This window comes from Serratia sp. SA088 (genome assembly GCF_049065515.1).
GTDB classification, from domain to species: Bacteria; Pseudomonadota; Gammaproteobacteria; order Enterobacterales; family Enterobacteriaceae; genus Serratia; species Serratia nematodiphila.
Genome location: NZ_JBAKGW010000008.1, coordinates 60,059 through 85,584, shown reverse-complemented (window position 1 = coordinate 85,584; position 25,526 = coordinate 60,059). Strand labels below are relative to the sequence as shown.

At 61.4% G+C, this 25,526-nt stretch carries 21 protein-coding genes; 11 read left to right on the top strand and 10 right to left on the bottom strand.

The window, feature by feature from the left end:
* Positions 1-24: 24 nt before the first annotated feature.
* Entirely contained in the window at positions 25-633 is a 609-nt protein-coding gene (locus ACOWVD_RS19490; protein ID WP_049240368.1) for a LysE family translocator, read from the top strand.
* On the opposite strand, the gene ACOWVD_RS19485 is transcribed toward ACOWVD_RS19490, so the two are convergent.
* The 7 genes from ACOWVD_RS19485 to ACOWVD_RS19455 all read right to left on the bottom strand — a co-directional run bounded on the left by ACOWVD_RS19485 (position 630) and on the right by ACOWVD_RS19455 (position 11,725).
* Complete coding sequence (locus ACOWVD_RS19485; protein WP_016929575.1) at positions 630-1,181, bottom strand: MltR family transcriptional regulator; 552 nt, start codon at positions 1,179-1,181, stop codon at positions 630-632. The genes ACOWVD_RS19490 and ACOWVD_RS19485 overlap by 4 nt on opposite strands.
* A 94-nt stretch (positions 1,182-1,275) precedes the next feature.
* On the bottom strand, positions 1,276-2,421 hold the full coding sequence (locus ACOWVD_RS19480) for a mannitol-1-phosphate 5-dehydrogenase (protein WP_004933978.1): 1,146 nt from the start codon (positions 2,419-2,421) through the stop codon (positions 1,276-1,278).
* Positions 2,422-2,479: 58 nt separating this feature from the next.
* Positions 2,480-4,393, bottom strand: coding sequence for a PTS mannitol transporter subunit IICBA (locus tag ACOWVD_RS19475; protein WP_048326771.1), 1,914 nt, complete (start codon positions 4,391-4,393; stop codon positions 2,480-2,482).
* 541 nt (positions 4,394-4,934) lie between these two features.
* Complete coding sequence (locus ACOWVD_RS19470; RefSeq protein WP_049240371.1) at positions 4,935-5,654, bottom strand: DUF3053 domain-containing protein; 720 nt, start codon at positions 5,652-5,654, stop codon at positions 4,935-4,937.
* 343 nt (positions 5,655-5,997) lie between these two features.
* Positions 5,998-8,067: a glycine--tRNA ligase subunit beta gene (glyS, locus tag ACOWVD_RS19465; protein ID WP_004933969.1), complete on the bottom strand. Its 2,070-nt coding sequence runs from the start codon at positions 8,065-8,067 to the stop codon at positions 5,998-6,000.
* Between the two features lie 9 nt (positions 8,068-8,076).
* Positions 8,077-8,994 (bottom strand): glycine--tRNA ligase subunit alpha, encoded by a 918-nt coding sequence (glyQ, locus tag ACOWVD_RS19460; RefSeq protein WP_004933966.1) that lies wholly within the window; start codon positions 8,992-8,994, stop codon positions 8,077-8,079.
* A 742-nt stretch (positions 8,995-9,736) separates the two neighbouring features.
* Positions 9,737-11,725, bottom strand: a complete 1,989-nt coding sequence (locus tag ACOWVD_RS19455; protein ID WP_197843121.1) for an autotransporter domain-containing protein — start codon at positions 11,723-11,725, stop codon at positions 9,737-9,739.
* Between the two features lie 196 nt (positions 11,726-11,921).
* Here ACOWVD_RS19455 and ACOWVD_RS19450 point away from each other — a divergent pair, with 196 nt between their 5' ends.
* From ACOWVD_RS19450 to ghrB, 8 genes are all read left to right on the top strand, one after another.
* A complete protein-coding gene (locus tag ACOWVD_RS19450; RefSeq protein ID WP_004933960.1) occupies positions 11,922-12,488 on the top strand; it encodes a DNA-3-methyladenine glycosylase I in 567 nt (188 codons plus the stop codon).
* Positions 12,485-12,937: an N-acetyltransferase gene (locus tag ACOWVD_RS19445; RefSeq protein ID WP_015376160.1), complete on the top strand. Its 453-nt coding sequence runs from the start codon at positions 12,485-12,487 to the stop codon at positions 12,935-12,937. The genes ACOWVD_RS19450 and ACOWVD_RS19445 overlap by 4 nt, the downstream gene beginning before the upstream one ends.
* A 247-nt stretch (positions 12,938-13,184) precedes the next feature.
* Entirely contained in the window at positions 13,185-13,847 is a 663-nt protein-coding gene (locus ACOWVD_RS19440) for an OmpA family lipoprotein (protein WP_033631402.1), read from the top strand.
* A 124-nt stretch (positions 13,848-13,971) separates the two neighbouring features.
* Positions 13,972-15,006: a LacI family DNA-binding transcriptional regulator gene (locus tag ACOWVD_RS19435; protein WP_004933951.1), complete on the top strand. Its 1,035-nt coding sequence runs from the start codon at positions 13,972-13,974 to the stop codon at positions 15,004-15,006.
* Between the two features lie 165 nt (positions 15,007-15,171).
* Positions 15,172-15,924 (top strand): sugar phosphate isomerase/epimerase family protein, encoded by a 753-nt coding sequence (locus ACOWVD_RS19430; protein WP_197843120.1) that lies wholly within the window; start codon positions 15,172-15,174, stop codon positions 15,922-15,924.
* Positions 15,925-15,931: 7 nt separating this feature from the next.
* Entirely contained in the window at positions 15,932-16,897 is a 966-nt protein-coding gene (locus tag ACOWVD_RS19425; RefSeq protein WP_033645233.1) for a sugar kinase, read from the top strand.
* 130 nt (positions 16,898-17,027) lie between these two features.
* Positions 17,028-18,296: an MFS transporter gene (locus ACOWVD_RS19420; RefSeq protein WP_025304771.1), complete on the top strand. Its 1,269-nt coding sequence runs from the start codon at positions 17,028-17,030 to the stop codon at positions 18,294-18,296.
* Positions 18,297-18,369: 73 nt separating this feature from the next.
* On the top strand, positions 18,370-19,347 hold the full coding sequence (gene ghrB / locus ACOWVD_RS19415) for a glyoxylate/hydroxypyruvate reductase GhrB (protein ID WP_089181471.1): 978 nt from the start codon (positions 18,370-18,372) through the stop codon (positions 19,345-19,347).
* A 1-nt stretch (position 19,348) separates the two neighbouring features.
* On the opposite strand, the gene ACOWVD_RS19410 is transcribed toward ghrB, so the two are convergent.
* Positions 19,349-19,501 carry a hypothetical protein gene (locus ACOWVD_RS19410; RefSeq protein ID WP_162837994.1) on the bottom strand — a complete coding sequence of 51 codons (153 nt, stop codon included), beginning with the start codon at positions 19,499-19,501 and terminating at the stop codon, positions 19,349-19,351.
* A 195-nt stretch (positions 19,502-19,696) separates the two neighbouring features.
* Here ACOWVD_RS19410 and ACOWVD_RS19405 point away from each other — a divergent pair, with 195 nt between their 5' ends.
* Both ACOWVD_RS19405 and ACOWVD_RS19400 read left to right on the top strand, forming a co-directional pair.
* Entirely contained in the window at positions 19,697-21,760 is a 2,064-nt protein-coding gene (locus ACOWVD_RS19405; RefSeq protein ID WP_197843119.1) for an alpha-amylase, read from the top strand.
* Positions 21,761-21,895: 135 nt separating this feature from the next.
* Positions 21,896-23,149 carry a valine--pyruvate transaminase gene (locus ACOWVD_RS19400; RefSeq protein WP_015376153.1) on the top strand — a complete coding sequence of 418 codons (1,254 nt, stop codon included), beginning with the start codon at positions 21,896-21,898 and terminating at the stop codon, positions 23,147-23,149.
* Between the two features lie 41 nt (positions 23,150-23,190).
* Here ACOWVD_RS19400 and ACOWVD_RS19395 read toward each other — a convergent pair whose 3' ends face one another.
* Together ACOWVD_RS19395 and ibpB are read right to left on the bottom strand one after the other, a co-directional pair.
* On the bottom strand, positions 23,191-24,849 hold the full coding sequence (locus ACOWVD_RS19395; RefSeq protein WP_049240382.1) for a putative transporter: 1,659 nt from the start codon (positions 24,847-24,849) through the stop codon (positions 23,191-23,193).
* A 167-nt stretch (positions 24,850-25,016) separates the two neighbouring features.
* Positions 25,017-25,445, bottom strand: coding sequence for a small heat shock chaperone IbpB (ibpB, locus tag ACOWVD_RS19390; RefSeq protein WP_004933922.1), 429 nt, complete (start codon positions 25,443-25,445; stop codon positions 25,017-25,019).
* Positions 25,446-25,526: the final 81 nt, after the last annotated feature.

The following is a 25,526-nucleotide window of genomic DNA, read 5'->3' as shown; positions in this document are numbered from 1 at the left end:
ACCGTCATTTTCAAGGAACCTGCCATGCTGGACTCCGCCTTTGTCAGCTACGTCACCGTCATGTCGATCACCCCCGGCCCCAACAACCTGCTGCTGGCCTCGTCGGGCGTCAACTTCGGCCTGCGCCGCACCCTGCCGATGCTGTTCGGCATCTGCGTCGGTTGTGCAGTACAGCTGGCGATCATTATCCCGCTGCTGGCGCTGGCGCTGAGCTGGGCCGGCGTCATCCGCTTCCCGCTGGCGGTGATCGGCTGCGCCTACCTGCTGTGGCTATCATGGAAATTGTTCAAGGCAGCCTCGCCGGACGCCAAAGAGCAGGCGCAGCCGATGAGCCTGCTCAACGGCGCGCTGTTTCAGGCGGTCAACCCCAAGGCCTGGCTGATGGTGATCAACGTGGCGATCCTGTTCACCCCGCGCGAAGGCGCCACTTTTGTCCATACTCTGTCGGTCATCGCTGGTTTCGCGCTGCTGAACTTGCCTTGCGTGCTGCTGTGGGCGGTGCTGGGCGATCGGTTGCGCAACGCGCTGCGGGTCACCTGGAAGCTGCGGGTGTTCAACGGCGCGATGTCCGGGCTGATGGCCGCCACCGCGCTGTGGTTGTTGTTCGACGAGTGGCGCGCGGCCTTTGCCTAGCCGCGGCCGAGAGGAGAAAGCCGGGAGGGTTGCTTGGCGCCGATGCCGGCGATCAGATCGGTAATGGACAACACCATGGTGGAGCGCACCATCTGCTGATAGCGCTGGCGCTGCATGGCGATCAGCGCTTCATCCGCCTCGCCCGGCTGCAGGAAAGTCGGCACCGGCGGCAGCGCGGCCACGCAGTGCAGCTCGCCGAACGGCCCGAGGATTTCGTCGTCGACGAAGCGGTATTCCGAACCGTCGTGGTTCAGCTCTTCGCGCATCGCCATCAGCAGTTCGGCGTCTTCATATTCGTGGCGGGAGATCACCCCCAGCCCGTACATCAGCTTCAGGCGCACCGATAGCTCCCCCAGCGGGCCGCTGCCGGACAATAGCGGTTCGACGGCATATTTCACCGCATAGTCGTCCTTGCGGAATACCTGCACCACCAGCACGTTGAGCGCTTCCGCCAGCAGCTCTACCGCCGCGATCAGGAAGCTGCGCACCGTTTTGCCCGCGTTCAGCTTTTCCAGAACCTGGTTTTCAAATGCCTGTGCTTCTTCCATCGTCGCTTTTCGAAAGGCGTGGGGAGGGCCGTCGATGCCGAACTCGGGTTCCAGGAGCGCAGCAAGCTGCGCTCGGGTGTTCATCATCACGATTCTACTTGTGCATGGCGTTATACACAGCAACGGCCTCTTCTACAACCTCGCTTTCCGCCGGCAGGCCGGAAATTTGCGCCAGCGCGGCTTTCGGCCCGAGCGTATTCAGCAGTTCCGCCAGTTCCTGCGCTTGCGGATCCTGTTCGCTGCGGTAGCTCATGGCGGCGGCGATGCCCTGGATCAGGTTGGCATGCGGCAGGCCGTATTCCAGCGTGCCCAGCAGCGGTTTGATCAGGCGATCGCCGGCGCTCAGTTTGCGCAGCGGCTGGCGCCCTACGCGCTCGACGTCGTCGTGCAGATACGGATTTTCAAAGCGGCCGAGGATTTTGTTGATGTAGGCGGCATGCTTGTCGGCGTCGAAGCCGTAACGCTTGATCAGCACCGCGCCGCTCTCTTCCATCGCCCCTTTCACCACGCGGCGGATCGCCGGGTCGAGAATGGCGTCGCGAATGGTTTGCAGCCCGGCCCGTTGGCCGAGGTAGGCGGTGATGGCATGGCCGGTGTTGAGGGTGAACAGCTTGCGCTCGACGAAGGCCATCAGGTTATCGGTCAGCTCCATGCCGGCGATCGCCGGAGGCTGGCCTTTAAACTGCGTCTGATCGACGATCCATTCGCTGAAGGTTTCCACCGTCACTTCCAGCGGATCGCTGCTGTCCGCCGGCGGCACGATGCGGTCGACCGCCGAATCGACGAAGCCGACGTGCTGCTCAACCCATGCCTGCTCGTCCTGCGGCAGCGCGGCAAACACGTGCTGCTTCAGCTGGCTGGTGCCGCGCACCATGTTCTCGCAGGCGATGATGTTCAGCGGCTGCACATTGCCCTGCTGATGGCGCAGCACCAGCCCTTTGGCGATCGTGCCGGCGATTTTGGCGAGAATTTGCGGGCCAACGGCGGTGGTCACCAGATCCGCCTCGGCGATCAGCGCCACCGCGGCTTCGCTGCCGCTGTTGACGGCGCTGACGTTGTTGACGCTCTCTACGCGCTCTTGCTCGCCCACCACGTGCACCTGGTAGCTTTTACGGCTGTTCAGCAGATCCAGCACCGTTTGATTGACGTCGGCGAAGGTCAGCTCAACCCCGGCGTCCGCCAGCAGCTTGCCGATAAAACCGCGGCCGATGTTCCCTGCGCCAAAATGTAATGCTTTCATAACTCTACCTTCTTAATGTCGAAGGGTGCAGCACGCTGCACCCTTTAAAATGATTCTGTTATCCGGCTTTTTTGCCGCCGAGCAGGTCCAGCACTTCCTGGACACTGGTGGTATTCGCCAGCCGCTCGATCACGCTCTCGTCATCCAGCGCGTTGGTCAGGCTGGTGATCACCTGGATATGTTCGTTGTTGCGCGCGGCAATGCCGATCACCAGGCGCGCCACTTCGTCCTCTTCATCGCCGAAGCGCACGCCCTGCGGGTATTGGCAGAACACCACGCCGGTACGCAGCACCCGGTCTTTAGCCTCGATGGTGCCGTGCGGCACGGCGATCGACTCACCCAGGTAGGTGGAGGTGAGCTTTTCGCGTTCCAGCATCGCCGGCACGTATTCCGGCTCAACGTAGCCGCCCTTCACCAGCTGCTCGCCGGCGAAGCGGATCGCCTGCTCTTTGTCGCTGGCCTGCAGGTTGAGGAACACGTTGCTCTCGCTTAGCTTGAACAGCCCCGGTTCGCCGGCCTCTGCAGCCGCGTGCGCGCCGCTCTGCGGGGCCGCTGCGGCAGCGGTGTTCACCGCCAGCAAACGCTCAACCAGATCGCCATACAGCTTGCTGTCGAGGAAGTTGGTCAGCGAAATGTGCTGAGCCTGCGGCGCGTGGCGCATCGCGCGCTCGGTCAGATCGCGGTGCGTGATAACCAGGTCCACATCGTCCGGCAGGCTGTTGATGGCGCTGTTGGTCACCGAGATGTTCTTCAGCCCGGCGTCGGCCACTTTCTTGCGCAGCACCCCGGCGCCCATGGCGCTGGAGCCCATGCCCGCATCGCAGGCGACGATGATTTTGCGCACGGTGCTCAGATCGCCATCGACCGCCGCCGGCGCGGCCGCGCCGCCCTTGGACTGCGATTTCATCTCTTGCACGCGGCGGGTCGCGGCCTCCAGATCGTCATCCTCTTTCACCTTGGAGGTTTTCAACAGGAAAGCGGACACCACGAAGGAGACGGCAAAGGCTGCTAACACCGCCGCAATGTTGGCAAAGTAGGCGCCTTTCGGGGTCATCGCCAGCACCGCCAAAATCGACCCAGGGGAAGCCGGAGACACCAGGCCACCGTTCAGCATCGTCAAAGTGAAGACGCCGGTCATGCCGCCCAGGATCACCGCCAGCAGCAGACGTGGATTCATAAGCACGTAGGGGAAGTAGATTTCGTGAATGCCGCCCAGGAAGTGAATGATCGCCGCACCGCCGGCGGATTGCTTGGCGCTGCCGCGGCCGAAGAACATGTAGGCCATCAGCACGCCCATGCCCGGGCCTGGGTTGGCTTCGATCAGGAAGAACACCGATTTGCCGGCTTCCGTCGCCTGCTGGATGCCCAGCGGCGAGAAGATGCCGTGGTTGATGGCGTTGTTCAGGAACAGGATTTTCGCCGGTTCAACGAAGATGGACGCCAATGGCAGCAGGTTGTTCGTCACCATCACGTGCACGCCCGCCGCCAGCAGCTTGGAAAGCACCTCCACCAGCGGCCCGATGCCCAGGAAGGCCAGGATCGCCAACAGCATGCCGATGATGCCGGCGGAGAAGTTGTTCACCAGCATTTCAAAGCCGCTTTTGATCTTGCCGTCCACCCAGCGGTCGAAGTGCTTGATGGCCCAGCCGCCCAGCGGACCGGCGATCATCGCGCCGAGGAACATCGGCATGTCGGCACCGACGATGACGCCCATGGTGGTGATGGCGCCGACCACGCCGCCGCGATCGCCGCCCACCAGCCGCCCGCCGGTATAACCGATCAGCAGCGGCAGCAGGTAGGTGATCATCGGGCCGACCAGCTTGGCTAAGGTCTCATTCGGCAGCCAGCCGGTTGGAATGAATAGCGCGGTGATAATCCCCCAGGCGATAAAGGCGCCGATGTTGGGCATCACCATGTTGCTCAGGAAGCGGCCAAAGTTTTGCACTTTAACCTTGATGTCTGGTGAAAACATAAAACACACCCCTATTGTTACGCGCTGACAATAGAGCGCGTGATTATTGTTGTGACGATCCAGCCGTGTTGCCGCTGTATGCGAAACGGACTCTATCACGCTGTTTTTGTCATGCGAACTTCACGAATTTTTTGTGATACAAATCACGCGCAACACCCCAACAACCCCTCACTTATGGTGATAAAGATCACATTTATGACGTGTAAAAAAAGCACAGTGAGAAAAAAACCGCCCAAAAACCGACAATAAAGTGATTCATGTCACATTTTTAACTTGGTGGTTTGTTTTTAAATTGTGACAAATATCACAATTTATTTTTAGCTGCAGCGCCCGAACGCGACGCTCTGTTTGATCTTCCCTGTGAGCACTCATCCCGCCGGGAACTAGCGAAGTGATGAGTGAAAGAAAACTACATTGCCGAATGAATGGATTAATTGAAGTGTAGTACAGAAGCCTGCGTAATAAACCAGCAAGTTATTGGAAACGCTGAGGGGAAATAAAACAGGCCGGCAATGCCGGCCTGTAGATCGTCGTAGGCGCGTTATTGCGTCACGCTTTGAATGGCTTTCTGCGCATTCACCAGGTTCTGCTGTTTGGCCACCAGATTCGACATCATGGTGTTGTACTGCGCCACCTGCTGCGCGGTGCGGAACTGCACGCCGTTGTTGTTGAAGCTGACCTGATTGCCCTGGCTCTGCAGGAAATCGCCAACCTGCACCAGATCCTGCACAAAGCTGGCGGTGGTCGGGATTGCCGGCATCAGGGCGTTGGCCGGCGCGGTGACGATCTTGTCATAGGCCTGATTGTACACCGCCTTCAGATCGTCGGGCTGCTTCAGCGCCGCGCGGGCGGTATCCGCCTGCGATTTGGCGGACTGGATCTGCTGGCCCAGCAGATTCAATGCTCCGACCGATTGCTGCAGCGCGTCGCGTTTGTTCAGGTAGTCCTGCGCGGTGCGGATCTGGTTAATCTGGTCCAGCGCCGGCGTCAGGCTGGCGCCGACCGATTTGGACAACTGCTGGGAAAAACCGACCAAAATCGCGTAATCGCCGGCATAGTTGCCGAACTTCTGTTTCTGGTCTTCGCTCAGCGTGGGGATGTTCGCCCCGCTGCGCATCACGGTATTCTGTAAGTAATCGATAAATGCTTTGCGCTGTTCCGGCTCTTTATCGCCGCAGGCGGTCAATTGCATGACCACCAACAATGCCAATACCGGTGCCAACCAACGCGCGAAAAATCTGCTCTGGATCCCTACCGCCATGTGACATAACTCCTGTTATAAACCTGCTTTTTCATTGGACTCCGCCCCTTTTTCCGCACTCCGTGCGCCTATAAGAATAGATCAACTGGCGGCGTTCCGATACGCGATTCCGTTTGCGGTGAACATTGTCTCGGCCGGAGGCGGTTGAACATCGTGCGCAAAACGCACTGAGGTTCATTGCCGTCGGCGACCGGACGCTTCAATTTCCCCAAGTCGCCCCCCAAGTCGCCCCCCAAGTCGCCCCCCAAGTCGCCCCCCAAGTCGCCAGGCGACCTTGCCTTCGCACCCAGGAAACGGAAATAAAAAAGGCGCCCGCAGGCGCCTTTTCACAGCACAGAGCCGTTTACTGCAGTACGGAGATATCCGCCACCTGCAGGAACAGTTCACGCAGTTTGCTCAGCAGCGTCAGACGATTCACGCGCACTTCCGCATCGTCCGCCATTACCATCACGTTGTCGAAGAACGCATCCACCGGTTCACGCAGCGCAGCCAGTTCCACCAGCGCTTCCTGGTAATTGCCCGCCGCGAAGTACGGCTGCAGCTTGTCGCGCAGCACCACCAGGTGGGTCGCCAACTGGATCTCCGCCGCGTCCTTCAGCACCGAGGCGCGCACGCTGTCGTTCAGCGTTTCGGTAGATTTGGCCAGGATGTTGGAGACGCGTTTGTTGGCCGCAGCCAACGCCGCCGCTTCGTCCAGCGTGCGGAAGTGGGATACCGCCTTAACGCGCGCGTCAAAGTCGGCCGGCTTGGTCGGACGGCGCGCCAGCACCGCCTGAATGGTATCGACCGCGTGGCCTTCTTCCTGATACCAGGCGCGGAAGCGGCCCAGCATGAATTCCACCACCTCATCGACCACTTTGGCGTTGGTCAGCTTGCTGCCGTACAGGCGCACGGCCTCTTCGGTCAGGGTCTGCAGATCCAGCGGCAGGTTTTTCTCGACGATGATGCGCAGCACGCCCAGCGCGGCGCGGCGCAGCGCGAACGGGTCTTTATCGCCTTTCGGATGCTGCCCGATGCCGAAAATGCCGGCCAGGGTGTCCATCTTGTCGGCGATCGCCAGGGAACAGGCCACCAGCGACTGCGGCAGCGCATCGCCGGCGTAGCGCGGCTGATACTGCTCGTTCAGCGCAACGGCGACGTCTTCCGCCTCACCGTCGTGGCGCGCGTAGTGCATGCCCATCACGCCCTGGGTGTCGGTAAATTCGAACACCATGTTGGTCATCAGGTCGCACTTCGACAGCAGGCCCGCGCGGGTGGCGTGGTTGACGTCGGCGCCGATCTGGCCGGCAACCCAGCCCGCCAGCGCCTGAATGCGATCGGTCTTGTCGCGCAGGGTGCCCAGCTGCTGTTGGAACAGCACGGTTTCCAGGCGCGGCAGGTTGTCTTCCAGACGTTTCTTGCGATCGGTGTTGAAGAAGAACTCGGCGTCAGCCAGGCGCGGACGCACCACTTTCTCGTTACCGGAAATGATCTGCTGCGGATCTTTCGACTCGATATTGGCCACAAAGATAAAGTTCGGCAGCAGTTTGCCCGCGGCGTCATACACCGGGAAATACTTCTGATCGCCCTTCATGGTGTACACCAGCGCTTCCGCCGGCACCGCCAGGAATTTCTCTTCGAATTTGGCGGTCAGCACCACCGGCCATTCCACCAGCGAGGCCACTTCTTCCAGCAGGCTGTCGCTCAGATCGGCTTTGCCGCCAATCTTCTGCGCCGCCAGTTCGGCGTCGCGTTTGATGAGGGCTTTACGCGCTTCGTAGTCTGCGACCACTTTGCCGCGCTCCAGCAGGATCTGCGGGTATTGGTCGGCGTTATCGAGGGTGAACTCGGCTTCGCCCATGAAGCGGTGGCCACGCACGGTGCGCGCAGATTCGATACCCAGCACGGTGCCCGGGATCAGATCGGCGCCCAGCAGCATCGTAACGGTGTGCACCGGACGCACGAACTGCACGTCGGAGTCACCCCAACGCATCAGTTTCGGGATCGGCAGTTTAGCCAGCGCGGTGCTGACCATGCCGGCCAGCAGTTGTTGCGCCGACTGGCCTTTGACGTGGGCGCGGTACATCAACCACTCGCCCTTGTCAGTCACCAGGCGTTCAGCCTGATCGACGGTGATGCCGCAGCCGCGCGCCCAGCCTTCGGCCGCTTTGCTCGGTTTGCCTTCGGCGTCGAACGCCTGGGCGATCGCCGGGCCGCGTTTTTCAATTTCGCGATCGGCCTGCGCCGCGCTCAGGTTGGCCACTTTCAGCGCCAGGCGGCGCGGTGCGGCGAACCAGCTCACTTCACCGTGTTCCAGGCCGGCGTTGTCCAGCTCGGCGGTGAAGTTGGCGGCGAAAGATTCCGCCAGGGAACGAAGAGCCTTCGGCGGCAGCTCTTCCGTGCCGATTTCCACCAGGAAAGTCTGTTGAGTCATGGCTGCCTCTTAGTTCTCGTTCTTCTTGTTGCACATCGGGAAGCCCAGCGCTTCGCGGGAAGCGTAGTAGGCTTCGGCAACGGCTTTGGTCAGCGTGCGGATGCGCAGAATGTAGCGTTGGCGCTCGGTGACCGAAATCGCCTTGCGCGCGTCCAGCAGGTTGAAGGTATGACCCGCCTTCAGGATGCGTTCGTAGGCCGGTAGCGGCAGCGGTTTTTCCAGCGCCAGCAGCGATTGAGCTTCTTTCTCGTACTGCTCGAAGCAGGAGAACAGGAAGTCGACGTCGGCGTATTCGAAGTTGTAGGTGGACTGCTCCACTTCATTCTGATGGAACACGTCGCCGTAGGTGGTGACGCCCAGCGGGCCGTTGCTCCACACCAGATCGTACACGCTGTCCACGCCCTGGATGTACATCGCCAGACGCTCCAGACCGTAGGTGATCTCGCCGGTCACCGGCTTGCACTCCAGGCCGCCGACCTGCTGGAAGTAAGTGAACTGCGTCACTTCCATGCCGTTCAGCCACACTTCCCAACCCAGGCCCCAGGCGCCGAGCGTCGGGTTTTCCCAGTTGTCTTCCACGAAGCGAATGTCGTGGATGGTCGGATCCAGACCCAGCTCTTTCAACGAGCCCAGGTAGAGTTCCTGAATGTTGTCCGGCGATGGCTTAATCACCACCTGGAACTGGTAGTAGTGCTGCAGACGGTTCGGGTTTTCGCCGTAGCGGCCGTCGGTCGGGCGGCGAGATGGCTGCACATAGGCGGCGGCCATCGGCTCCGGCCCCAGTGCGCGCAGGCACGTCATCGGGTGTGAGGTTCCCGCGCCGACTTCCATGTCCAATGGTTGAACGATGGTGCAGCCCTGGCGCGCCCAATAATCCTGCAGTGTCAGGATCAGGCCCTGGAAGGTCTTGGTATCAAACTTTTGCATGTTGAATTCGCACGCGATACAAGTGGATTTAGATGGAATGAGCCAGTATACCCGTTGACCGTAAGATATACAGCCAGAATCCGGCAACAAGTGCGAATCGGGGCGAGAAACGCTGGATTTTCGCGCGCGGCGCGCGCAGGACAGGGCGCCGGTTAGCCGGCTAATTTCACCGGCGACGAACGGGGCGAAAATACGGCCCGCCAAAAACATTAGAATAACTTAACAAAAAACGAGACTAATCGTTGCTTAAATCGTCACTTATTCGCCCTCAGCTCCTGTTCTCACCAACCCTATTTACGCAGATTGAAATGCACACATGCTTATATTTGCCACAGGGCAAAGTTACGCCAATGTTATTTTTGTTAATTTTATCAACTAAAAAACTCGCCTCACCGGCAGATAATGTGACTAACCGCCAAATTATTTCTTATATCGTGAAAAATAAGGAGAGATCACGCGATGGGCCGCTGCAGTGACTCGAGGAGAAACAAGTGGATATGTAATACGCCAACAATGAGCCACATAAACCCATTGACAGTTAATCTTTGGTTATACAATAATAAATAAAATTTTCCCTGGTGTTGGCCAAGTGGCTACCTGATCCTTTCATAGGATCAGTTTTTTTTTGTCTTTCCGCCAACCTCATTGCGGCCCGCATAATTCCCCCCAGGCCGCCTTCCGCATAAATCCCTTATCAGACCTTATGGCTTATCCTGCGCCCTTGAGCGCGCCGATGGCCAATTCAAAAACGCGCGCTGACGCCAACGTTATACATAAACTGCTCGCCACTGCTCAGCCCGCCGGTTTGCGAGACGGTGGCGAAGGCCGATACCCTGTCCGTCAACGGCATGTTGGCCCCGAGCGTGACATCTACCCAATTTTTGTCCTGGCCCGCACTGTCGCGGGTGAACGAGGTTTGCGTCGATTTCAGGCCGCCGCCGGCGCGGTAAACGTCGCCGCCGAACTGGTGCTGATAACTCACTTCCGCATAAGGGTTAAACACGCCGAATTGCGTATCCAGCCGCCAACCCAACGCACCGATCTGCGAGTGGTAGGTTTGATCGTTGAAGCGCATGGCGGTGCTGTCATCGCCGTCTTCGCTGTAACCGGAAACGCGGCTGTAATCCCAGGCGAACTGCGCCACCGGCCCGGTGGTCAGGTAAGAGGCGATCGGGAAGTCATAGCCGGCGGTCACGCGCGCCCCCCACTGCCTGCCGGTGGTCGAACCGGTTTCGGTGCGCGTCAGCGGCCCCAGCCGCATGCTGCGGCGGATGTCGTCATAATCCATCGTCGCATAGTGCAGATCGGCGTTGACCCAACCGTGCTCGAATATCGCCAGTGAACTGAAAGCCGAGAGCAGCAGCCCGCGCGCCTTGTAATCAAAGCGGCTGGAAGGATGCTGATCGTCGTTGGAACCGGCGATCAACGCGCCGATCAACCAGCTGTCGGTCAGCTGATAGTCCACGCCGACGGTCAGGTTGTGGGTGGTGGCGTTGCCGTCCCCCGCGGCCCGGTTATCGGCATAGTCGTAGTGCTGGCCGGCGTAACCGCCGAACACGCCCAGCGAACCCTGCGGGTTGTCGCCGTTGCGCAGCTGCTGGAAGCGGCTGTCGAGCGTGACGCGGCTGTCGCGCGCCATCGCCGCCGTCGCCTGATTCAGCGCCACCACCTGCGCCGGGCCATCCAATACCGCCTGGATATAATCCGCAATCAGCAGGTGCGCCTGTGGGCTGGGGTGGAAATGGTCGGAGAACAGATAGGACTGGCCGGCGTCGAAGCCGGGCATGTCGGAACGGCAAACCGCCGAGGAAACGCCCGGCGGGCAAGCCATGCCGGCGGTGTTGGTGAAGCCGAACTGCGCCGGATTGGCGATCGCTTCGGCGAACAGCTTGTTGACGTCCACCCGCACGATATTGCCGCTCCCCTGCGCCAGCAAACGGTCTTCGCTTTGATTATAGAAATCGGTCAGCTGAGCGGCCTGCGCGCTCAGGCCGTCATACGCCGCGATAAGCTGCGCGGCGATCGCCTGCTGCACCTGAGGAATGGCGCTGCCCTGCTTCGCCGCAGCGGCCAACGCTGCGTGGATCGCCTGCGTGCGTGAAGCGTTGTCCGGCGTCGCCACCGAATTAAGCGTGGCATAGGCCGCCTGGATCGCCGCCCCCTGCACCGGTGACAGCGCCTGTTGAATGATCAATTCCATCAGCTGCGGCGTGGAGCCGATGTTCGGTACCGTCGGCACGATCACCGTGCCGGCGCCGGCGTTCAGCAGCGAATGCACCTGCGCGGCCGCCGCGGCGGCGCTGTTATAGGCCACGCCTGGCGCGGTAGCGGCATTCAGCGCCGCCGCCGCCAGATCGTTGCCGCCGATCCAATGAATATACAAACCGTCGCCGTCGGCCTGGCCATTGACCCGGTTCAGGTAACGCTGCACCTGCTCCTGGGTGTTGTCGGCCGGGTTCAGGCCCGGCACCGCCACGGCGCCGCCGGCGGCGTAGTTCTCACCGCCGTTGTCCGAAGCCACCAGCGCCGCGCCGATGCGCTGCGCCAACGCTTCGTCGTACAGCAGGTGCTGGCTGCCGTCATAGGTGAACCGGCCGTTGTTGCCGGTATCGCTCAGGCTGTCGCCAAAGACGTAGAGTTGATCGTACGCCTGAGCCGGAAGGGTCACACTGCAAAGTAACGCCACTGCAAGCGCCGCCGGGCGGGGCATGCACGTTATTTTTAGAGGCATGAATCGACTCCTGAGAGCCTGCAAATGAAGGCCATGTCGTTTTTATCGTTGGTCAGTTTTCCACCGGCCATGTAGTAACTATTGTCGGCTTTTTCGTCACGTCAAGCGGGCTGATGACAAAACAATCAGAGACTTGCCAAGTTCGGCGCTTCGAGCGATGATTACTGTTCATAAACACAGCATAAGGACATTCAGGATGGCAGACGAACGTTGCGGTTGGGTGACGGCCGATCCGTTGTATCTCGAGTATCACGACAAGGAATGGGGCGCGCCCACCACCGACGCGCGCGAGCTGTTTGAAATGTTGTGCCTCGAGGGGCAGCAAGCCGGCCTTTCCTGGATCACCGTCCTGAAAAAGCGCGAGAACTACCGCCGCGCTTTCCACGGTTTCGATCCGCAGCGTGTCGCCGCCATGACCGAACAAGACGTGGAAAACCTGCTGCAGGACAGCGGCATCATCCGCCATCGCGGCAAGATAGAAGCCATCATCACCAACGCCAAGGCCTATCTGGCGATGGAGGCGGCCGGGGAGAATTTCGTTACCTTCATTTGGGACTTCGTCGGCGGCCGGCCGCAGCTCAACCGCTGGCAAGCGCTGAACCAGGTGCCGGCCAAAACCGAGCAGTCCGACGCCATGTCCAAGGCGCTGAAAAAGCGCGGCTTCAAGTTTATCGGCTCCACCATCTGTTACGCCTTCATGCAGGCCAGCGGGCTGGTGAACGATCATCTCACGGGGTGCATGTGTTACCCAAAGCCACGGTGATCCGCCCCTGTGGCCCGGAGGATATCGAACGGCTGATGGCGCTGTGGCTGCCCAGCACCATCGCCGCCCATCCGTTCGTCGCGGAAAAATACTGGCGTGAGAGCGCCGCGCTGGTGCGGGAAAACTACCTGCCGCGCGCGCAAAGCTGGGCCTGCTGGCACGAAGGCGAGATCGTCGGCTTTATCAGCGTGCTGGACGAGCAGTTCATCGGCGCGCTGTTTGTCGATCGGGCGTTTCACGGCCGCGGCGTCGCCCAGGCGCTGATGACGCACGTGCAACAGCGCTACCGCCGACTCAGTCTGGAGGTGTACCAACAGAACCTGCGCGCCTGCGCGTTCTACCACAAGCACGGCTTTCAGATAACGCAGCGCCTGTTCAATGATGAAACCCAGGCCTATACGCTGATCATGAACTGGCCGGCAGTCGAAAACTCAACCGGTTACGCTTAAAAAAGGCGCATCCGCACCCCGGATGCGCACAATTAGGAATCCGCTGCATGGCGCCGCCCGGCGTTTTGCCGCATAACTCCCCCAGCACTTACCCGCGCTCATCATTTGTCACGTTTTTCTCCGGAACTGCCGGCGAAAGCGCGCGTCATAGGTAGCGCGGCGATGCGGGCTCCCTGCGTCACCCACTTTTTTGCGTCCCCGTTTTGGGCCGGCGCGTACAGATTCTGATGCCATTAAGGACAAGAACATGAAAAAACGCATTGCAATTATTGCCGGCGCCGTGAGCCTTACGCTCGCGCTGTCGGCCTGTACCACCAACCCTTACACCGGTGAATCCGAAGCCGGCAAATCCGGCATCGGCGCAGGCCTCGGCGCCGCACTGGGCGCCGGCGTCGGCGTGCTGTCCTCCTCCAAGAAAGATCGCGGCAAAGGCGCGCTGATCGGCGCGGCGGCCGGTGCGGCGCTCGGCGGCGGCGCGGGTTATTACATGGATGTGCAGGAAGCCAAACTGCGCGACAAGATGAAAGGCACCGGCGTCAGCGTCACCCGCCAGGGCGACAACATCGTGCTGAACATGCCGAACAACGTGACCTTCGACAGCAGCAGCGCCACGCTGAAACCGGCGGGCGCCAACACCCTGACCGGCGTCGCCATGGTGCTGAAAGAGTATCCGAAAACCGCGGTCAACGTGGTCGGCTACACCGACAGCACCGGTTCCCGTTCGCTCAACATGAACCTGTCGCAACAGCGCGCCGACGGCGTAGCCAGCGCGCTGATCACCCAGGGCGTGGCGGCGAACCGTATCCGCACCACCGGCGCCGGCCCGGACAACCCGATCGCCTCCAACAGCACCGCGGAAGGCAAGGCGCAAAACCGCCGCGTCGAGATCACGCTCAGCCCGCTGCAGTAATCCCGTGCGGGGCGCCACCTGCGCCCCGCCGCCTCCCTGCGATTTTCTCCTTACCCTTCAACATTCCCGCCCGCACATCGGGTATGGTAGTCTCCTTGGCAATTAACCGCGGGAGGGATCGGCTGTGAGCACTGTCAAGGCAACGCGCGCATCGGGACGCGCCACCATCAGCGATGTGGCCAGCATCGCCAAAACCGGCAAGACCAGCGTGTCGCGCTATCTGAATGGTGAACAACACCTGCTTTCCGACGATCTCAAACAGCGCATTGAACAGGCGATCCAGCAGCTCGACTACCGGCCAAGCCAGATGGCGCGCAGCCTGAAGGGCGGCCAGACCCGCCTGATCGGCCTGATCCTCGCCGATATCACCAATCCCTACTCGGTGGACGTGATGCGCGGCATCGAGGCCGCCTGCCGCCAGCACGGCTTTACCCTGCTGGTGTGTAATACCAACAACGAAGTCAATCAGGAACAGCACTACCTGCAGTTGCTCAGCAGTTACCGGGTGGAAGGTATCGTGGTCAACGCGGTCGGCATGCGCGAGGAAGCGTTATCCACGCTGCAACAGTCGATGCTGCCGATGGTGCTTATCGACCGAAAAATCCCCGATTTCGCCTGCGACGTGGTGGGCCTCAACAACCGCGAAGCCGCCACCGTCGCCACCGAACACCTGCTGCAACAAGGTTTCGAAGCGATCCTGTTCCTCAGCGAGCCGCTCGGTACGGTCAATACCCGCCTCGAACGCCTGCACGCTTTCAGGCATACCATGGCGCAGCACCCCGCGCTGTTGGCGGAGCAGGCCGAAACACCGCTCAACGATCGGCAGAAACTGGAGCAGGTGCTGAGCGATTTCAGCGGCCGCCACCGCGGCATGCGCAAGGCGGTGATCTCCGCCAACGGCGCCCTGACACTGCAGGTGGCGCGCGCCATGCGTCGGCTCGGCATCCAGTGGGGCAACGACATCGGCCTGCTGGGCTTTGACGAACTGGAGTGGGCGGAACTGGCGGGCGTCGGCATCACCACGCTGAAACAGCCCACCTACCAAATGGGGCACGCTGCGCTGGAACGGCTGGTGCAGCGCATTCAGGGCCTGGCCGCCCCCAGCGGCGAGCAGATGTTCTCCGGCGAGCTGATCGTCCGCGGCTCCACCACCCGCTAACCCGCCTTTTCCGGGGCGTTAACCGCCCCGCCCTCACCGGCTGTTTTTTGCTCAGCTTCGTGATTGCGATCATATTTTTACACTCTGCCGCTTTTCGCTGGAACCGGTTCCATTTAACGTACCGGTAACAGCAGCGGCGGCGACAATGCCGCCTCAGGAGTCAAAATGAAAACAGAAATCATCGTGGTCACCGGCGCCTACGGCACCGATACCGTCAAACAACACGGCGGCCAGCGCGCGCTGTTGCCCCTCATCGCCGGCGCTGGCGCCGACGGGGTGGAGATCCGCCGCGAACTGTTCGCCGCCGGCGAGCTGGACAGCCTGCCGGCGCTGGCGCAAGAGATCGATCGCCAGCAGCTGTTCGCCGTCTACTCCGCCCCTGAGGCGCTGTTCACCCCGCAACATACGCTGAACCCCAACCTGCCGGCGCTGCTGGCGGAAGCGCAGGCGCTGAACGCGCGCCAGCTGAAGCTGTCCCTCGGTCATTTCCGCCCCGGCTTCGATTTTACCGAGCTGAAAGTGGCGCTGGAGCAACACCCGGTCAAGCTGGTGGTCGAGAACGACCAAACGCCGGACTGCGGCATTTTGTCGATGCTGAACGCCTTTTTCCACGCCGCGGAAGATAGCCATCTGCCGGTCAGCATGACCTTCGATATGGCCAACTGGCTGTGGGTGGGGCAAGACGCCTTCGCCGCCGCCGAGCGCCTGGCCCGCCACGTCGGTTACGTGCACGTCAAAGCCGCCACCCAAGGCCCGCGCGGCTGGCGCGCCGTCGCGCTGGACGATACCGACGGCAGCTGGCGCGATCTGCTGGCCTGCCTGCCGCACGATGCGCCGCGCGGTATCGAATTCCCGTTGCAGGGCGATGACCTGGAGGCCGTCACCCGTCATTACGTCAATATTTTGCGTGCGGAGTAACCCCATGATGACAACGTTAACGGCAACGACGGCGCAGCAGACGCCCCTGGATGTGGTCACGCTGGGCGAAGCCATGGCGATGTTCGTGGCGGCGCAAACCGGCGACCTGGCGGAGGTGGAAACCTTCACCAAACGCATCGCCGGCGCCGAACTGAACGTGGCGATCGGCCTGGCGCGTCTGGGCATGAACGTCGGCTGGGTCAGCCGCGTCGGCAATGACTCGTTCGGCCGCTTCGCCCTGCAGCAGCTGAAAAAAGAAGGCATCAACTACCGGCAGGTGACGGTCGATGGCCACTATCCGACCGGTTTTCAGGTGAAATCCAAAACCACCGATGGTACCGATCCCAGCGTGGAATATTTCCGCAAGGGCTCGGCGGCCAGCCACCTGTCGATTGCCGATTTTAACCGCGAGTATTTCGGTTCCGCGCGCCACCTGCACCTGAGCGGCGTGGCGGCGGCGCTGTCCGGCGAATCGCTGGCGCTGTGCCACCATGCGGCGCGCGAGATGCGCGCCATGGGCAAAACCATTTCGTTCGACCCCAATCTGCGCCCGGTGCTGTGGCCCAGCCGCGAGGTGATGATCGAGCAGCTGAACCAGCTGGCGTTCGCCGCCGACTGGGTGCTGCCGGGGCTGAAAGAAGGGCAGATCCTCACCGGCCAATCGACGCCGGAAGGCATCGCCGATTTCTATCTGGAACGCGGCGTGCAGGCGGTGATCATCAAAACCGGCCCGGACGGCGCCTGGTTTAAAACCGCCGCCGGCGATAAAGCGGCGGTGGCCGCAGTCAAGGTCGACAACGTGGTGGATACCGTGGGGGCGGGTGATGGCTTTGCCGTCGGCACCCTCAGCGCCCTGCTGGAAGGCAAAACGCTGGTACAGGCGGTGCAGCGCGGCAACAAAATCGGTTCGCTGGCGATCCAGGCCATCGGCGACAGCGAAGGCCTGCCGACCCGCGCGGCGCTGGCCGAATAACAATAAAAAAACGACTTCTCCGCATGACGTCAGCCTCTGGCCCTACAACCGGGACGCGTCGGGAGAGCATCTGCCCCTTCTTCTGGCATGCCGGGCGAAGGGGATGCAACACCACTGAAGGATACTGAACATGAACAAAGCGACTGTCGCGGCCAAACGCTGGTGGTACATCATGCCCATCGTGTTTATCACCTACAGCCTGGCCTATCTCGATCGCGCCAACTTCAGCTTCGCCTCCGCCGCCGGCATCAATGAGGATCTCGGCATCACCAAGGGCATGGCCTCGCTGCTGGGCGCGCTGTTTTTCCTCGGTTATTTCTTCTTCCAAATTCCCGGCGCCATCTACGCCGAACGCCGCAGCGTCAAAAAATTGATCTTCTGGTGCCTGATCCTGTGGGGCGGTTGCGCCTCGCTGACCGGCGTGGTGAGCAATATCCCGATGTTGGCCGCCATCCGCTTTATCCTCGGCGTGGTGGAAGCGGCGGTGATGCCGGCGATGCTGATCTACATCAGCAACTGGTTCACCAAATCGGAGCGGTCACGCGCTAATACCTTCCTGATCCTCGGCAACCCGGTGACGGTGCTGTGGATGTCGGTGGTGTCCGGTTACCTGATCCACGCCTTCGGCTGGCGCGAAATGTTCATCATCGAGGGCATTCCGGCGGTTATCTGGGCGTTCTGCTGGTGGGTGCTGGCGAAAGACAAACCGGCGCAGGCCGGCTGGTTGAGCGCCGATGAGAAACAGGCGCTGCAACAGCAGCTGGACGAAGAACAGAAAGGCATCAAGGCCGTGCGCAACTACGGCGAAGCCTTCCGCTCACGCAACGTGATCCTGTTGTGCGTGCAGTACTTCGCCTGGAGCATCGGCGTGTACGGCTTCGTGCTGTGGCTGCCTTCCATCCTGCGCAGCGGCATGCAGATGGGCATGGTGGAAGCCGGCTGGCTGTCGGCGGTGCCTTACCTGGCGGCAACCATCGCCATGATCGTCGTCTCCTGGGCGTCGGACAAAATGCAAAACCGCAAGCTGTTCGTCTGGCCGCTGCTGCTGATCGGCGCGCTGGCGTTCTTCGGCTCTTACGCCGTCGGCGCCAACCATTTCTGGATCTCCTACGGCCTGCTGGTGGTCGCCGGCGCCGCGATGTACGCCCCTTATGGGCCGTTCTTCGCCATCATTCCGGAAATGCTGCCGAAAAACGTCGCCGGGGGCGCCATGGCGCTGATCAACAGCATGGGCGCGCTGGGTTCGTTCTTCGGTTCGTGGTTCGTCGGTTACCTGAATGGCGCCACCGGCAGCCCGGCGGCCTCTTATATGTTTATGGCCATCGCACTGGTGGTGGCGGTGGTGTTGACGCTGATCGTCAAGCCCGCCCGCAACGAGATCCAGCCGCAGATGGCCTGATCCGGTTATACTTTTTCTCTGTCAATCAACCCGAGGGGGCACCAGGCCCCCTTTGGCCCAGCTGGAGTTCGTGATGAAACCTTCTATCGTATTGTACAAAAGCCTGCCCGCCGACCTGCGTGAACGTCTGGAACAGCACTTCACCGTACACGCGTTCAACGGCCTGCAGCCGGAGAACCGCGAGGAACTGCGCCAGGCGCTGCAGCAGGCCGAAGGGATCATCGGTTCCGGCGGTAAAATTGACGAAGCTTTCCTGCAGCAGGCGCCCAAACTGCGCGCGGCCTCGACCGTTTCCGTCGGCTACGACAACTTCGACGTCGAGGCGCTCAACGCCCATAACGTGCTGCTGATGCATACCCCGACGGTGCTGACCGAAACCGTCGCCGACACCATCATGAGCCTGGTGCTGGCGACCGCGCGCCGGGTGGTGGAAGTGGCGGAGCGGGTGAAGGCCGGCGAATGGCGCGGCAGCATCGGGCCGGACTGGTTCGGCGTCGACGTGCACCACAAAACCATCGGCATCCTCGGCATGGGGCGCATCGGCCTGGCGCTGGCGCAGCGCGCGCACTTCGGCTTCGGCATGCCGGTGCTGTACAACGCCCGCCGCACGCACGAAGAGGCGGAGCAACGCTTCAACGCCCGTCGCTGCGATCTGGATACCCTGCTGGCCGAATCGGATTTCGTTTGCATCACGTTGCCGCTGACCGAACAAACTTTCCATCTGATCGGCCGCGATCAGCTGGCGAAAATGAAGAAAAGCGGCATTCTGATCAACGCCGGCCGCGGGCCGGTGGTGGATGAGCAGGCGCTGATCGAAGCGCTGCAAAACGGCGTGATCCACGCCGCCGGGTTGGACGTGTTCGAGAAAGAGCCGCTGCCGGCCAATTCGCCGCTGCTCAGCATGCCGAACGTGGTGGCGTTGCCGCACATCGGCTCCGCCACCCATGAAACCCGCTACGGCATGGCCGCCTGCGCGGTGGATAACTTGATCGCCGCGTTGACCGGCACGGTGAAAGAAAACTGCGTCAATCCGCAGCTGTTGCGGAAATAACTCAGCGCGGCCGGTGGTCTGCGGATAACCGGCCGTGTTGCTCTTCCTGCTGCGGCGCGAACAGCGCCTGCAGCTGATGTTCTTCGGCGAAGCGCTGCAATTCGGCATCCTGAATTGCCCGAACGATCTCTTCTCGCCAGTTTTTGTCCGTCATCGCTAACCTCCTTTGATGTTCATCGTTTAATCTGCCGCAGCGCGCGCGCAAAGCCAAGCCGAATCAATCCGAAAACGCTCCGCCCTTCTCCTCCTCCCCGAAAAACCCTCGCAGGGAGGAGGCCATTTTTCCGCCGTTTGCCACACTGGCGCTACCCAGCGGAAAAAACGCTTCCTGCCACGCGTAAGGAGAGCCATGAAACTGTTACCCCTGCCCTTGATGATACTGCTGTCGCCTTCGGCGCTGGCCGGCTGGACGTTGCCGGGTTTCCCGGCCTTCGACGAAACTGCCGCCGGGCTGTTCGCCAGCCAGGCCGCGCTGCCCAAAGGCCAACTGCCGCTGCGGCTGTATCGGGATAACCGCTGCTGGCAGCCGGCCGAGGCGGTGAAGCTTAACCAAACGCTGTCGCTGCAGCCCTGCGGCGCCCATCCGCCGGTCAGCTGGCGGCAGTTCCGCGCCGGCGATTATCAGGTGCGCATCGACACCCGCAGCGGCACGCCGACGCTGCAGCTCAGCCTGAGCAGCGCGCCGGAAAGCGCCGCCGTTGCCGTGCGCAGCTGCCCGCGCTGGGACGGCAAGCCGGTCACGGTCGACGTCGCCTCCACCTTCGCCGAAGGCGAAACGCTGCGCGATTTCTATTCCGGCCAAACGGCGCAGGTGAGCCAGGGGAAAATCACGCTGCAGCCCGCCGCCGCCAGCGGCGGCCTGTTGCTGCTGGAATCCGCCGCCACGGCGAAACCGGCGGCGTTCAGTTGGCATAACGCCACGGTCTACTTCGTGCTGACCGATCGCTTTGAGAACGGCAATCCGGCCAACGATCACAGCTACGGGCGCCGCAGCGACGGCCTGCAGGAAATAGGCACCTTTCACGGCGGCGATCTGGCCGGCCTGACGCAAAAGCTGGATTATCTGCAGCAGCTCGGCGTCAACGCCTTGTGGATCAGCTCACCGCTGGAGCAGATCCACGGCTGGGTCGGCGGCGGCACCCAAGGCGATTTCCCGCATTACGCCTATCACGGCTATTACGCGCTGGACTGGACGCGCCTCGACGCCAACATGGGCACCGAACAGGAGCTGCGCACGCTGGTCGAGCAGGCCCATCAGCGCGGCATTCGCATTCTGTTCGACGTGGTGGTGAACCATGTCGGCTACGCCACGCTGGCGGATATGCAAACGTTCCACTTCGGCTCGCTGTATCTGCAGGGTGCAGAGGTGGAGAAAACCCTGGGGAAAAGCTGGAACGACTGGCGCCCCGGGCCAGGGCAAAACTGGCACAGCTTCAACGATTACATCAATTTCAGCGACAAGGCGGGCTGGCGCCCATGGTGGGGGAAAAACTGGATCCGCACCGACATCGGCGACTATGACGCGCCGGGCTATGACGACCTGGCGATGTCGCTGGCCTTCCTGCCGGACATCAAAACCGAAGCGCCCGGCGCCAGCGGCCTGCCGCTGTTCTATCGCCACAAACCCGACACCGCCGCTCGCGACATGCCCGGCGCCACCACCCGCGATTACCTGACCGTCTGGCTCAGCCAGTGGGTGCGCGATTACGGCATCGACGGTTTTCGCGTCGACACCGCCAAGCACGTGGAAAAACCGACGCTGGCGCTGTTGAAGCGGCGCGCCACGGCGGCATTGGCGGCGTGGAAAGCGGAGCATCCGCAGCAGGCGCTGGATGACGCGCCGTTTTGGATGACCGGCGAGGCCTGGGGCCACGGGGTGATGAAAAGCGACTATTACCAAAACGGCTTCGACGCGATGATCAACTTCGATTTCCAGGACCAGGCGTCGCAGGCGCTGGGCTGCTTTGCCGACATCGATGCCACCTACCGGCAGATGGCCGAGCGGCTGCAGGATTTCAACGTGTTGAGCTACCTCTCTTCACATGACACCCGGCTGTTCTTCGCCAGCGACGCCAAAGGCTCGCAGGTGCGCCAACAGCGGGCGGCGAACCTGCTGTTGCTGGCGCCGGGGGCGGTGCAGATTTACTACGGCGATGAAAGCGGCCGCCCGCTCGGCCCAACCGGTACCGATCCGCTGCAAGGCACCCGCTCCGACATGAACTGGCCTGAGTTGCAGGGGGAAAAAGCCTCGCTGCTGGCCCACTGGCAACGGTTGGGGCAGTTCCGCGCTCGCCACCCGGCGATCGGTGGCGGCGTGCAAATCCCGCAGCCGCACGCCGCCTACTATGCCTTCAGCCGTCGACTCGGCGACGATAAGGTGATGGTGGTATGGGCCGGCGAACGGTCACAATAATCCAGCGTAATATGCTGACAATCGGCTAATGAGCGAAGCTTTTGCCCATTGGTCGATTTGTCGGCCGCATTGCAGAGGAATTTGTCTGGCGGTATGGTGGGGGATTACCTGCTAAAAAACAGTACTGCTGCACCTATGACTTTCTCACTTTTCGGCGAAAAATTTACCCGTTATGCGGGCATTACCCGTTTGATGGACGACCTGAACGAAGGCCTGCGCACCCCCGGTGCCATCATGCTCGGCGGCGGCAACCCGGCGCAGATCCCAGAGATGGAAGCCTACTTCAAACAGCTGTGCCAGGAGATGCTCGACCAGGGCAAACTGACCGAAGCGTTGTGCAACTATGACGGCCCGCAAGGCAAGGACGCGCTGCTGAAAGCGCTGGCCAATTTGCTGCGCGACGAGCTCGGCTGGGAGATTTCACCACAGAATATTGCACTGACGAACGGCAGCCAAAGCGCGTTTTTCTACTTGTTCAACCTGTTCGCCGGCCGCTACGCCGACGGTTCGCGCCGTCGCGTGCTGTTCCCATTGGCGCCGGAATATATCGGCTATGCCGATGCCGGGCTGGACGAAGGGCTGTTCGTCTCCGCCAAACCGAACATCGAGCTGTTGCCGGACGGCCAGTTCAAATATCACGTTGATTTCGAACACCTCACCATCGGCGACGACATCGGCATGATCTGCGTTTCACGGCCGACCAACCCAACCGGCAACGTGATCACCGACGAAGAGCTGATGAAGCTCGACCTGCTGGCGCAGCAGCGCGATATTCCGCTGGTGATCGACAACGCCTATGGCGTGCCGTTCCCCGGCATTATCTTCAGCGACGCCACGCCGCTGTGGAACCCGAACACCATCCTGTGCATGAGCCTGTCCAAACTCGGCCTGCCGGGCTCGCGCTGCGGCATCGTGATCGCCGACGAGAAGGTGATCACCGCGCTGACCAACATGAACGGCATCATCAGCCTGTCGCCGGGCAGCATGGGGCCGGCGATGGCGACGGAAATGATCGCGCGCGGCGATCTGCTGCGCCTGTCGAACGAGGTGATTCGCCCGTTTTACAAACAGCGCGTCGAACACACCATCGAGATTATCCGCCGCTACCTGTCGCCGGAGCGCTGCCTGATCCACAAACCGGAAGGGGCCATCTTCCTCTGGCTGTGGTTCAAGGATCTGCCGATCACCACCGAGGTGCTGTATCAGCGCCTGAAAAAGCGCGGCGTGCTGATGGTGCCGGGCCACTACTTCTTCCCGGGGCTGGAGCACGACTGGCCGCACACCCACCAGTGCATGCGCATGAACTACGTGCCCGACCCGGAGAAAATCGAGCGCGGCGTGGCGATCCTGGCAGAAGAGATCGAGCGTGCGCATCAGGAAGCGAACTAAGCGCAATCCATCAGGGCGCCGCTACGGCGCCTTTTTTTGGATTACAGCGTCCAGAACAGCACCGCCAGCAGCTGCGGCGACATGATGCGCAGGAACATCGCCAGCGGATAAACGGTGGCGTAAGACAGCGCCGCGGCGCCGCTGGTGGGATGCAGACCGTTGGCGAACGCCAGCGCCGGCGGATCGGTCATCGATCCCGCCAGCATGCCGGACAGCGTCAGGTAGTTCATCTTGCCCACCGTGCGCGCCAGAATACCGACGCTCAGCAGCGGAATCGCGGTGATCAAGGCGCCGTACCCGACCCACGTCAGCCCCTCGCCGTGCAGCAACGTATCGATGAAGTTACCGCCCGATTTCAAACCAACCACCGCCAGAAACAGCACGATGCCCAGTTCGCGCAGCGCCAGGTTGGCGCTCGGCGGCATAAACCAGTACAGCTTGCCGATGCTGCCGATGCGCCCCAGGATCAGCGCCGCCACCAGCGGCCCGCCGGCCAGCCCCAGCCGCAATGCCGCCGGGAAGCCGGGCACGAACAGCGGAATGGAACCGAGCAATACCCCGAGGCCGATACCGATAAAGACCGGCAGCATCTGCACCTGCTGCAGTTTTTGTTGGGCGTTGCCGACAATCGCCGTCACCGCGTCGATGGCCTCCGGCCGGCCGACCAGGTTGAGAATGTCGCCAAACTGCAGCGTCACGTTGCTGCCGGCCACCAGCTCCACGCCGGCGCGGTTGAGGCGTGAAATCACCACGTCATACTTTTGCTTCAGATTCAGATCGCGGATTTTCTTGCCCAGCACCTGCTCGTTGGTCACCACCGCCCTCACCACCTGCAGCGCAGTGCCGCGCGTCGACAGCGAGGCATCCACCTCTTCGCCGATCACCAACCGGGCGTTCTCCAGATCTTCGCGTTTGCCCACCAGGTGCAGGTAGTCGCCAAGCTCCAGCCGCTCGTGCGGCGCCGGCACCATCAACAGCTCCCCGCGCTTGAGGCGCGAACAGACGATCGCTTCACCGTTGAGCAGCGGTACGCTTTTGATCGCCATGCCCTGCAGATTGGGGTTGCGCACCGCCACGTTGATGGCGTGCAGCAACTCGCGCTGATTGCCCAGACTGCTTTCAAACGCCTGAGCCTCACGCTCGATGTTGATGCGGAAAATCAGCCGGATCAGCCACATCACCAGCAGGATGCCGCATATGCCGAACGGATAGGCCATGGCGTAACCCATCCCCATGCCGTCCACCAGCGCCGGATCGGAACCGAGATCAGTCAGGATTTGTTGACCGGCGCCCAGCGCCGGGGTGTTGGTGACCGCACCGGAGAACACGCCGAGGATGATCGGCAGCGGCACGTCGAACAGCTTGTGTACCCCCGCCGCCACGATGCCGCCGGTCAGCACCAGCAGCACCGCGAAGGCGTTGAGCCGCAGACCGGAGACGCGCAGCGAAGAGAAGAAACCGGGGCCGACCTGGATGCCGATGGTGTAGACGAACAGGATCAGGCCAAACTCCTGGATAAAGTGCAGCATGTCCCCATTCAGGCTGATTTGCCCGCTCTGGGCAAAGTGGCCGACCAGGATACCGCCGAACAGCACGCCGCCAATGCCCAACCCGACGCCATACAGCTTCCAGTTCCCCATCCACAGCCCAATGACGGCCGCCAACGCCAACATGCTGACGGTCAGGGCGATATCGCTCATAGGTCACATCCTTGCCAAAGTTGAACATGGGATTTGCGGCCAAAGACACACAATTAACAAGGATTATGGCATCGGGCAGACGAGGGGACTGTGGCGTGCGCCACATAACGCAACGGGGGAGATCCGTTTGGATCTCCCCCGCATGATGATGGCCGTTTTTCAGCCGGTTATTTCGCTTCCAGCTCCGGCGTCGCGCCGATGGCGATGCGCTGAGGCTGCAAGGCTTCCGGCACCTGACGCACCAGATCGATGTGCAACAGGCCATTTTCAAATTTGGCCTCGGACACCTGCAGGTGTTCCGCCAGGGTGAAGGTCAACTGGAACTCTTTGCACACCAGCCCCTGATGCAGGTACTCGACCTGTTTTTCCGGCGGCGTGGGTTTACCGCTGACGGTCAACCGCGGCCCTTCCACTTCAATATTCAGTTCGCTCTGCCGGAAACCGGCCAGCGCCAGAGAAATGCGGTAGTGATTGTCGTCACTTTTCTCGATGTTATACGGCGGGAACCCCTGGGGTTCCTGGCCGCCCATTGAACTGGCCAATTTATCAAAACCAATCCACTGACGCAGAAGCGGGGATAAATCGTAATTACGCATAGGAACAACTCCTTTCATTAAGCGAGATGTGTTTATTCAGCCCCCTGACGGCAGGCTAATCATGACTTCATATTTACCGGC